The organism is Candidatus Margulisiibacteriota bacterium (assembly GCA_031268855.1).
GTDB lineage: Bacteria > Margulisbacteria > Termititenacia > Termititenacales > Termititenacaceae > Termititenax.
Genome location: JAIRWS010000027.1, coordinates 1 through 11,061, shown reverse-complemented (window position 1 = coordinate 11,061; position 11,061 = coordinate 1). Strand labels below are relative to the sequence as shown.

Sequence of the window (11,061 nt, the reverse complement as noted above, 5' to 3'; positions counted from 1 at the left end):
CATTTTGAACTACGCCAATTACCGCATAGTCAATTTGGGCGCTACGCAGGGCACGCGCAATCTTACGCTGCGCATGGCCGATGATTTTGGCATGAATTACTTTGTGTCGCGCTCGTCTATAGAGGAAATATCGGCGACTTTCGATCCGAAGGCGCTCGATTTTGCGACCGCCAACTATATCTCCGCGTCGGTGTTAAAGAGAGGGCTGTATATTAATGATGCTCAAACTCCCACCGCGGGTTATGAAGTAAAGAAAAACGGTAATGGCGACTTTTATTTTATTAGCGGCGGCCTGCTGGATGTGCCGACTGCCAATAGAGCGAAAGGTAAAGATCAGCCGCACGGATATACTATAACGACGACGACTATCGATGCTGGCGTGGATGCCGACGGCAATAAGATCATAAACGATCTGACTGTCTATCTGTGGGATAAAGAGATCGAAGGCCGCGAAGATCACCGGTCTGGGACAGTCACCGCGGATAGATTGATCGTTTACGACAATCAAGTGTTTGCTTCGGCCGCTATGCCGGTGACGCTGCCTATTAAAGAATTACGCTACGAGGATGGATCAGGCGTGACCAGCAACCTGTGGACCAGTTTGCGCGAGCTGACCGTGGAGTATGTGCATGATGAGACAGAGGAGCTGAGCGGTATCACGCATATCATGTTTGGCGGCGATATTGTCAGTGTCAGACCGGCCACGGACAATCCGTCTGTTACGACAAGTTATGAGCCCGGCGAATGGGTGCCGTATGCTTACAGAAGCGCCGGCACGACTAATAATTATATAGTGACGCTGAAAAATCCGCTGTCGCAAGGCCCGCGCAAAGTCTCGATCACCGGTGTGCTTGACCGCGCGGGTAACAGTGTGACCTCAAGTGACATGCATTTTGTGGAATTTTATTATGATGTCGGCATGCCGAGAGACGCGAAAGGCGAATACGAGGTGGAAGGCCGGTACTTTGTCAAGAATCAGCACGGCGCTGTCTTGAACGGCAAATATTATGTGGGTGTGCCGACTTATAATCTGGAGCTTAACTTCAACGGCGCGGCTCATTATGATGTGCTGGAATATTCAGATGATCTGGGACACAACTCTCTGGTGTCCGGCAATTACGATACGGGTTTGGACCGGCTGGCCGACAAACCGGATTTCTGGAAGGGCATCAACGATATTGCGATGGTCCTAAACCGCGCCGACGGCCCGAAGAGCCTGGTGCTCAGATTATTTGACCGCGGCACGCAGGATATGACCGAGGTGAATATGCTGACGATCACTTACAATCACTGGGTGGATAACACTCCGCCGACGCTGAACATTGTGGGTCTGCAGGATAAAGACACTCAATGGTATACGCCCAAGGTGGCTTTCAATCTGAATGTTGCGGATGACGGCGCGGGCATTGCCTCGGTCGTCTACCAGATCCAGAATGACTATACCGGCACCAGGGATACGGCCACTAGGAATTATACTTTTAACAGCGATGAGCGTTATCCGAAGGCCGCTTCGCTCAACTATATTGAGGTAACGCGCCGTGGCAACAATAACCAGGTCAATATTCGGGTCGAGGACGGCGTGGGCAATATAGCCATTCATCAGGTCAGCGGCATCAGGGTCAACGATGTGCCGCCGGCTATTAAGATAGTCACGCCGCTACAGGGCACGCTGTCTGGCAATATGATCTACACCAATCAAAAAGTCACGCCGCTGCAGATATTGGGCGAGGGTATTGATTCTCTGAATTTCACAGTGGACTATCAGAGAAACGATACGCTTGAGCGGTACACCTCTCGGGGTGATAAGAATAAAGCCAGTACTTACAATGTGACTATTGAAGAGCATGACAGCCACACTTATGACGGCGTGCGCACGCTGAATATTCTGGCTTACGACGACTTGTATACAAAATTTAGCGGTGACAATCCGCTGTTTGCGACCACGTCCTATACGGTGCTCCTGGATCGCGTAGCGCCGTCGTTCTCCGTGGAATCCGGCCCGGCCGCGCGCGTCTCGATCGTGGATGATTCCAAGGTGATTACCGGCCGGATCGAAGAAGAAAGCATAGGCTATGGCGTGTCCCCGGTGCAGGTGTTCTATCAGATCAATAACACTGGCAGTCAGGTTTGGCCGGCCCAGGTTTCCGGCGATGTCTGGACGATCTACGTCCGCGATGTGATCGAACAGTCCGGACGCAATAATGGCAGCTACAATCTGCGCATCTATGCTCAGGATCTGGCCGGCAATAGGAGCTCGGTGAGCGATAATAATATTGACGGAGAGTACAGAGCGGCGGCCTTTAGCGTGCCGGACGGCTACATCATGGCCCCGCGCGGCATGGTGATCCGCGGTCTGGATGTCGGTACTACGGCTAATGTCAACGACCAGCAGCAGGCTATGCAAATGGCCAGCAGCAAACTGGGCGGAGTGAAATACGCGCCAGAGCTAGACGCGACTTCGCTGCCGATCGTACAGGAAGAGCCAGACGCCCAGCCGACTGGCAATATCGTGCTCACCTACAGCGAAGAAGCTGAAGAGCGGGTTAATGGCAAGACGGATACGTTCCGGATCTTCTATCTCGATCCGGTCAAAAACGAATGGGTGCTGGTGCCCGGTCAGGAAGCGAAAGAAACCAACGGCATAACCGCGCACGACAAAGAAAAACGCATGCTGTCTGCTCCGCTGATCGGCTTTGGTATGTACCGGATCTTTGACACGACTACCTTTGCGGATGATCTGAAAGAGGTGCATATGTTCCCGAATCCATACAAAGGCAGCGACGGTGATCTGGCCAATGGCGAAGACGGTGTGGCCGACCGTGACCGGATCGTGATCGAGAATATCACGGAGACTACGCGGGCGAAGGTCTACACGATCTCCGGCGAATTGGTGACGAAGCTGGAAGATCCCAACCCAGCGACGCACAGTCTGGAGTGGGATCTGACCAACAGCCGCGGCGCTAGAGTGGCTTCGGGTATCTACATCATCCTGCTGACGGATGAAGAAGGCCACAGATTTATCGGCAGACTGACCGTCGTGAGATAATATTACCGTGGGTGGCAGCGTTGCATGCAACGCTGCCTGCTACATGGTATAATACTCCCCATTTATGCGCGGCTGGTGGTTTTTTCTCTTAAAAATTTTTCTGCTCATTCTTTTTTTAGGTGGCGCGCTGAAGCTGCTGACTTTTTTGCCGCTGGAAAAAGCGCCGGCGCTTTTGACGGACAAAATTGCCGCGCTGCAAAAAATAGAAAAAAGGGCGGAAAACTGGCTGGCCGATTTTGCCGAAACCCTGCGTTTAGTCACGGTCCAGCGCGGGCGCGACCGGCGGTACGAGATTTTGTACCGCAAACAGCTTGCCGCGGAGACACTGCTGCAGGCGGCCGCTTATGACAACAAACGCCTGCGCGAAGCGCTGCGTTTTCAGCGCGGCTACAGCGGCGGTTTAGTGCCGGCGGAGATCACCGGTCGTAGCGCCGATCAATGGTTCCGTTTTGCGCTGGCCGACAAAGGCGCCAAATCCGGCGTGCGCGCCGGACAGGCGGTCATTGCCGAAAAGGGCTTAGTCGGCTATGCCGAAACGATCGGCGCGGACTCCGCGCGCGTGATCCTGATCACCGACCCGCTGGTCAATGTTAGCTGTGTCAATGAGCGCACCGGCGGCATTTATGTGCTGGCCGGCCAGGACCATAACCGGCTGGAGCTGAAATACGCGACGCAGCATTCCGATATTCAGGAGGGCGACCGCCTGCTCACTTCCGGCCACAGCTACCGTTACAAAAGAGGCCTGCCGATCGGTGTGGTCACGCGCGTGGAATTAGCCGCCAACAATCTGGTCAAAAAAGTCAGCGTCGCGCCGTATGTCGATTTGTCCAGTCTGGACATAGTCTTTTTTGTGCAATGAGTTATTTGTTGTACGGCGTGGTTTTTTTGCTGGCCTATATTTTGCAGACGACGTGGCTGGCGGACTGGCCGGCGCGGCCGGAGCTGCTCCTGCTGGTGGTCTGTTTTGGTTTGTCCGGCCGCGCCTCCGGAGGACTGCTGGCCGGTTTGCTGACCGGAGTTTTTTTAGATCTCTCGAACGGCAGCGGTTTTTACAATATCGCGCTGTATGGCCTGCTTGGTCTGCTCTGCGGTTTCATGCCGGCCAGCATTTTCCGGGATTTCCGTTCGCTGGTTTTTGTGAATATGCTGCTGGGTTCACTGTTGCTCCACGGCGGTTATGCGGTCTTGACCAAAATTTTTCTCGGACGTTTTATTGTGCTTTCGTTGCCGCAGTATTTTGGGACGCTGCTTTTAAATTTATTATTCTTTTGGTTGCTGCAATTTTTCCTCAAAGGGAAACGCCGCCTTTATGCTTAGCAGGCGCAGGCAGGCGATAGCCAAACACACTTGGTGGCTTGGAGTTTTTCTGCTGGCCGTGCTGCTGGCGCGTTTGTTTTATTTGCAGATTTTGCAGCGCCGCTATTACGATTTTTTGGCCGACAGCATCCGCTCGCGGATCATTCCAGCTATCGCGCCGCGGGGGCTCATTTACGACCGCTACGGTATTGTGCTGGCGGAAAGCAAATCGGTTTACGCGCTGGATGTGCTGCCTTATCAGATCAAAAATCAAGATTTTGTGCTGAATTTTTTGAAAAATATCAAGATCGACACGTCCGCTCTGGAGCGCAAATTAAAAAACAAAGATTATCTGCCCTATGAATTGCTTACGGTGCGCCGCTCGCTGGAGCCCTGGCAGATCGCTTATATTGAGGAAAACAAACAAGCGCTGGAAGGCGTGGTGATCAGCACGCGCATTATCCGGCACTATCCGCAGGGCAGCGCGGCCGCGCATGTTCTGGGCTATGTCGGGCAGATCGGCTCGACGGAATTATCCAAACTAAAAAATTACGGTTATCAGATGGGCGATATTATCGGTCTGGCCGGCATTGAGCGTTATTACGATTCTTATTTGCGCGGCGTGGATGGCGGGCAGCCGCTGGAAGTGGATACGCACGGCAATCCGGTGCGCAGCCTGCAGACGCTTGAGCCGGTGCCCGGCCACAATATTCAGCTGACGATCGATTTTGCGCTGCAGCAGGCCGCCGCGCGCGCGCTGGGCAGCCGCAAAGGGGCGGTGGTCATTGTCAATCCGCAGACCGGCGAAGTGCTGGCTATGGTTTCCCAGCCGGATTACGATCCGAATTATTTTTCCGATTTTCTTTCCGAGCAAGAGTGGCAGGAGCTGCGTGCCAAAGACCACCCGCTTTACAACCGCGCGCTGGGCGCTTATCCGCCCGGCTCGACTTTTAAGATCGTGACTTTTCTCGCCGCGCTGGAGGCCAAGATCGACACCGCCAAAACTTTTATCTGCAACGGCTCTCTGGTCGTCAACGGCCGTCGCTTTGCCTGCTGGTATCTCGACCGCGGCGGCCACGGCGCGCAGGATCTGCTGAAAGGTTTTATCAATTCCTGCAATGTCGTTTTTTACAATCTCGGCCTTTTGCTCGACCCGCAGAAAATCGCTGACGTGGCCGCCGCTTTTGGCCTTGGCACCGCGACCAATATCGATCTGCCTTTTGAAAATAACGGCTTCGTGCCGACCGCGCGCTGGAAAAAACGCGCCTATGGCCAGGAGTGGTTCCCGGGTGATTCGCTGAATATGGCGATCGGGCAGGGTTATTTACTGACTACGCCGCTGCAAATGACGCTGCTGACCGCGGCGGTGGCCAATAAACAAAACCGTTTATTTAAGCCCTACTTGCTGCATAAGATCGTTTCCGTAACCGGCCGGCCGGTGCTGCAAAATAAACCGGAGCCCGTGAACACACTGCCTTTTGCGCCGCAGAATCTTCAGCTGGTCAGACGGCTGCTGCGCGAGGTTGTCGATGACGGCACGGGTATCAACGCCAAAATTGACGGACTGGTGATCCGCGGCAAGACCGGCACGGCGGAAAACTCCGGCGCCGACCACGCCTGGTTTGTTTCTTACGGCCCTTACGAAAATCCTGATCTGGCTCTGGCGGTTTTTGTGGAAGAGGGCGGCTTTGGCGGCACAGTCGCGGCGCGCATTGCCAGAGAAATTTATCTATGGTATGACGCGCGGCAGAAAGAGGTCAAATAATGGATATTTTTCGTTCCGGCTACAGTCCCTGGCGCAATTTTGACTGGCGTTTGTTTTTGGCCGGCTTGTTTTTATCTTTGCTGGGACTGCTGACCGTGGCCGCGACGCACAATCCCGCGCAGCTCAAACGCCAGATAATTTCTCTGCTGGTCGGCCTGATTTTATTCGGCGTGGTGTCCGCGCTGGACTTCCGCAAATTCAACCGCGCCGCGGAAATTTTATTCGGCCTGGCGGTGTTTCTCCTGATCGTGGTTTTAAATCTGGGACAGACGGTTTACGGGGCACAGCGCTGGATCAATCTGGCCGGTTTTACTTTTCAGCCCGCCGAGCTGGCCAAACTCTCGATGATCTTTATGCTGGCCAAATTTTTTGCCCAGCGGCAGGGCAAGCTGGATACGATTTTTGCTATTTTGCCCGGTTTTGTGCTGGTCGGCGCGCCGTTTTTTCTGATCTACAAACAGCCTGATCTCGGCTCGGCGGTGGTGCTGGTGGTGATCTTTTTTCTGATGGCTTACTGGGCTGGCATGAAATTTTCGCGGCTTTTCATGCTGACCTCGCCGCTTTTGAGCATTTTGGCTCTTTACGCTTTGCCGGTTTATCCGCTGCTGTCCTGGGGGATTTATCTGGCGCTGATCTTTACCGCGCTCTGGCTGCTACATTTTCCGCTGCTGGATTCGGCGATCTATTTTGGCCTCAACTTTTTTTCCGGCCTCTTCTCGGCGTTTTTTTGGCGCAGCCTTTCGCTCTATCAGCGTAACCGCATTCTTTCCTTTATCAATCCCGACATCGATCCGCTGGCGCGCGGCCTGCGTTATCACACGGCCAAATCGGTGATCGCGGTGGGCAGCGGCGGTTGGGGGGGCAAGGGTTACCTACAGGGCTCGCTGACCAATCTGCAGTATATTCCCCAGCAGCACACGGATTTTATTTTTTCCGTCATCGGCGAGGAATTTGGTTTTTGGGGTTCGGCGCTGACCGTGATCTTGCTGTTTTATTTATTGAACCGGCTTTACGTGATCGCCCGGCAGTCTGACGATGATTTTGGGCGCTACCTAACGGTCGGTATTCTGGCGTTTTTAGGTTTTCAAATCTTTATCAATATTGCCATGAATATCGGTCTCGCGCCGGTGGTCGGCCTGCCCCTGCCATTCGTTTCTTACGGCGGCACGGCGCTGATCATTTCCTGGCTGAGCCTGGGTCTGGCGCAGTCAGTTTGCCTGCACCAGCGCGCGATCGAATTGTAGTTTTACTCTCCACTAATTTCTTAATATAAAATACGCGCGACACGCATGTATTTGAAATGGTGTATAATTTTACAGCATGGTTGCACTTACTAGACAAACAGATGCTTATATCAAATCTCCGCTAAATTACATTGGCGGCAAATATAAGATTCTGAATCAAATACTGCCCTTGTTTCCAGAAAAAATTGATACTTTTGTTGATTTGTTTGCTGGCGGTTGTAATGTTGGAGTAAACGTTAATGCCGGCACTATTTATTGTAACGATAATCTGATTTATTTAATTGACATGTATTCAGAGTTTCAGAGTGAAACTCTAACCGATATAATGAATCACATTGAAAACAGAATTGCCGATCTTGATTTATCGTTGACCAATGAAACTGGTTATAAAAAATTACGACAAATATATAACCAGGAAAAAAATCCTTTAGACTTATTTGTGCTTATTGCCTATTCGTTTAACCATCAAATCCGGTTTAATAGCGACCATGAATTTAATAATCCATTTGGCAGAGAAAGAAGTTGTTTTAATCCTAAAATGCGTGAAAATTTGGAACGGTTTGTTATGCGGTTGAAAACACTAAACATGATTTTCACAAACAAATGTTTTAATGAATTTGACTTATCTTTCTTGAGCGAAAATGATTTTGTGTATTGCGATCCTCCGTATTTAATTACTACCGGCAGTTATAATGACGGCAAAAGAGGCTTTACCGGCTGGTCTGAAAAAGAAGAATTAGCGTTGTTAAATATATTAGATAAATTAAACAAACAAAATGTTAAATTTGCTCTATCCAATGTCTTAACACACAAAGGTAAGGTCAACGACTTGCTGAAAAACTGGTTAAATAGTAATTCGGATTATCAAGTAAATTATCTGGACTTTAATTATTCTAATTCAAGTTACCACACAATAATCAGGGATAAGGATGCAAGTGAAGAAGTTTTAATAACTAATTATCAGCCGACAAAGATTTCAAATAACCTTTCTCTTTTTGATGTTGCCCTTGTTTGAGTTATGCGATTTATTGGAAATAAAGAAAATCTGCTAGACAAGATTTATCAGGTAATGAATGAAAACTCGGTCAAAGGTAAATCTTTCTTTGATTTTTTTGCTGGAACAACAAGCGTCGGTCGATATTTTAAGAAATTAAACTATCAGATTTTTTCCTCCGATTTATTGTATTTTTCTTATGTATTGCAGCAAGCCTATATAGTCAATAACAAAGAAGTAGAATTTAAGAAATTATTACCAACATTAGATATAAAATCTGGTCTGCTATTTTCAGTACCACTTCTTTTAATCATTGAATATCTTAATCATATTCCGACAATAAAAGATTTTATTTATGAAAATTATACCCCAGCAAGAACAGCCAATTTAGAACAACCCAGAATGTATTTTTCTAATGAAAACGGTGAAAAAATTGATGCCATAAGGCAACAAATCGAAATTTGGAAAAACGAAAAACTAATAACCGCTGCTGAATATTATGTTTTGTTAGCCTGCCTTATCGAAACAGTGCCGTTTTATGCTAATGTTGCAGGTGTTTTTGCGGCGTTCCAAAAAAAATGGGATCCACGTGCAATAAAAAAATTACAATTACGACCGATTGAATTTATCCTAAATCAACATACTAACTACGCATACAATTCAAACTCAACAGAACTTCTAGAAAAAATAAAAGCCGATATATTTTATTTAGACCCGCCATACAATGAGCGACAATATGCTCCCAATTATCACATATTAGAAACCATCGCTAAATATGATAATCCAATTATAAAAGGGGTTACTGGTATGCGTCCTTATGACAAGCAAAAAAGCAGGTTTTGTAATGCTGATACTGCTTTACAGGAATTAGACAAAGTAGCCAAATTCGGACAATATAAATATCTGGTTTTAAGTTATAATTCAGAGGGCATAATGCCAAAAGAAAAAATTATATCCACGCTGCAAAAGTACGGCAAAGTTAAGTTTATTGATTTTGATTACACAAGATTTAAGAGTAATAGCAACGGGGATAGCAAGCATAAAAAGTTTATTCGGGAAGAACTTTTTATTTTGGAGAAAAGATGAAAAATCTTTGGATACTTACGGAAGAACGTCCCAAAGGAAATGCTGTCGGGATTATTTTGTATAGATTTTCCAAAGATTATAATTTGCCCTGTTTTATAGATAATCTCCGTATCTTGCCAGTATTGAAAGACGGTAAGTTTTCTTTTGTCTATGAAGTTACAGGCTTTACCTGTAACAAAATAAACAAGGTGTTTATAAAAACTGTTTCAGGATACTCTAGTTTCGTTGATTTTTTAGTGTTTTATCAAGGTTCAGAGCCAGAAAGCACAGACAAACCACTATATGCTATTGAAGAAACTAAAACAGATGATAAAGAGAGCCGCAATACGGGAGTTTATCAGCGTTGCTCAAAATTTGTGTTTATTGAAAATTATTATCCACAAACAAAGAAAATTATGCTTTATAATTTACGGGTTAAACAAAAAGATTTCCCGACCGAAACATATATTTTTGGCACAAGATTATTATTAACACTTGGCGTGGAAATTATCGGTAAAGAATTAGATAAAGACATATTTAAGCCATTTGAAACAATCGCTGAGATTATTAAAACCAAATCCGAGATGCGCAAAGCCTATAAAGGCAATGTGCCAATTCAAATTAAAAAATTTACGAATAAAATCGAAGTATCTGGTAGGCTATTCAAATCGGGTAGTCTTTCCCATGACCCGAACATTGGGGCATTGAGTATTATTAGCGCTGTTCTGCGTAAACTAGGTTGGTCGCAAAAGATAGTCATCACAAAGCACGGTTTGAAACAAAAACATATCGGCAAAACAAACAAATTTATTCAGATTGCCACCAAACTAAAAGTTGAATTAGATAAACTGACCATTCCGCGAGCTGATTTTGATACTGAATACTGGCAGTACGATACAGAAGGAGAAAAACTTGGTACAATTTTTATTCATTTAGTTGTAGAAAATTTTACCGAAGGTTATTCTATTTTTGAAAATCACGCGGGAGCGGAAAAGGGTTATTTTGTTACCAAAGAGGGTCAGCCGATACCATTAGCCAAATATAAAGACAGAACAAAATACAAGGCTGGCGATAAAACGCAAATAATTCATATTCCTGATTTGATTTTGATAGACTTTGGCAGAAGTGAAATAATCAATATTGAGGGTAAAAAATATCAATTCCGCAAACAGGGAATAGAGGATTTGAAAAACTATGACTACATAGAGAGAAATTATATTGAAAAATATTATCCAAAATTTAAAATTATCCGCACTGTTGTTTTGTACGGCGGTAGAGAAAATAAGATTATTGAAATAGAAATTGGTTTTTTGTTAAATAAAAATGGCGAACTGATACTTGGAATCAAGGCGCCTAAATTGTTTCAAGAAGCGATTAAAAATCTGATCGACTTTTGGAGTTAAAGTTTTCTGTAGGTTTTTTGTAGACACACTCATAAAACATTTTCCTCGTGCTCCGTCAAGGCTATACAGTGTCTTTTGGGACGCGATTATCATATTCACAGCGGCGGCGCCAAACGAGTTAATTCATGGTGGCGGTTGATTAGCAACGTGATATAATCCCCCTGCTTTAAAACATTCCGAGGAGGATTTAGATGGCAGCTTTGTTAGAGCATCAGTTGGCGCAAAAAGATCCGGAAATATATCAGGCG

At 47.0% G+C, this 11,061-nt stretch carries 8 protein-coding genes; all 8 read left to right on the top strand.

Features of this window, described 5'->3' with window-relative positions:
* The coding region (locus LBJ25_01745; GenBank protein ID MDR1452686.1) for a hypothetical protein at nucleotides 1-3,046 on the top strand (3,046 nt) is incomplete at its 5' end.
* 64 nt (nucleotides 3,047-3,110) lie between these two features.
* Nucleotides 3,111-3,905, top strand: coding sequence for a rod shape-determining protein MreC (gene mreC, locus LBJ25_01740; protein ID MDR1452685.1), 795 nt, complete (start codon nucleotides 3,111-3,113; stop codon nucleotides 3,903-3,905).
* Nucleotides 3,902-4,363: a hypothetical protein gene (locus tag LBJ25_01735; protein ID MDR1452684.1), complete on the top strand. Its 462-nt coding sequence runs from the start codon at nucleotides 3,902-3,904 to the stop codon at nucleotides 4,361-4,363. The genes mreC and LBJ25_01735 overlap by 4 nt, the downstream gene beginning before the upstream one ends.
* On the top strand, nucleotides 4,356-6,107 hold the full coding sequence (mrdA, locus tag LBJ25_01730; GenBank protein MDR1452683.1) for a penicillin-binding protein 2: 1,752 nt from the start codon (nucleotides 4,356-4,358) through the stop codon (nucleotides 6,105-6,107). Before LBJ25_01735 ends, mrdA begins: the two co-directional genes overlap by 8 nt.
* Nucleotides 6,107-7,351: a rod shape-determining protein RodA gene (rodA, locus tag LBJ25_01725; protein ID MDR1452682.1), complete on the top strand. Its 1,245-nt coding sequence runs from the start codon at nucleotides 6,107-6,109 to the stop codon at nucleotides 7,349-7,351. Before mrdA ends, rodA begins: the two co-directional genes overlap by 1 nt.
* A 76-nt stretch (nucleotides 7,352-7,427) precedes the next feature.
* The gene (locus tag LBJ25_01720; GenBank protein ID MDR1452681.1) at nucleotides 7,428-8,366 is read left to right on the top strand and encodes a Dam family site-specific DNA-(adenine-N6)-methyltransferase; all 939 of its coding nucleotides are present in this window, start codon (nucleotides 7,428-7,430) and stop codon (nucleotides 8,364-8,366) included.
* A gap of 3 nt (nucleotides 8,367-8,369) precedes the next feature.
* Nucleotides 8,370-9,431 (top strand): DNA adenine methylase, encoded by a 1,062-nt coding sequence (locus tag LBJ25_01715; GenBank protein ID MDR1452680.1) that lies wholly within the window; start codon nucleotides 8,370-8,372, stop codon nucleotides 9,429-9,431.
* Nucleotides 9,428-10,813, top strand: a complete 1,386-nt coding sequence (locus LBJ25_01710) for a hypothetical protein (GenBank protein ID MDR1452679.1) — start codon at nucleotides 9,428-9,430, stop codon at nucleotides 10,811-10,813. The genes LBJ25_01715 and LBJ25_01710 overlap by 4 nt, the downstream gene beginning before the upstream one ends.
* The last annotated feature ends 248 nt before the right edge of the window (nucleotides 10,814-11,061 follow it).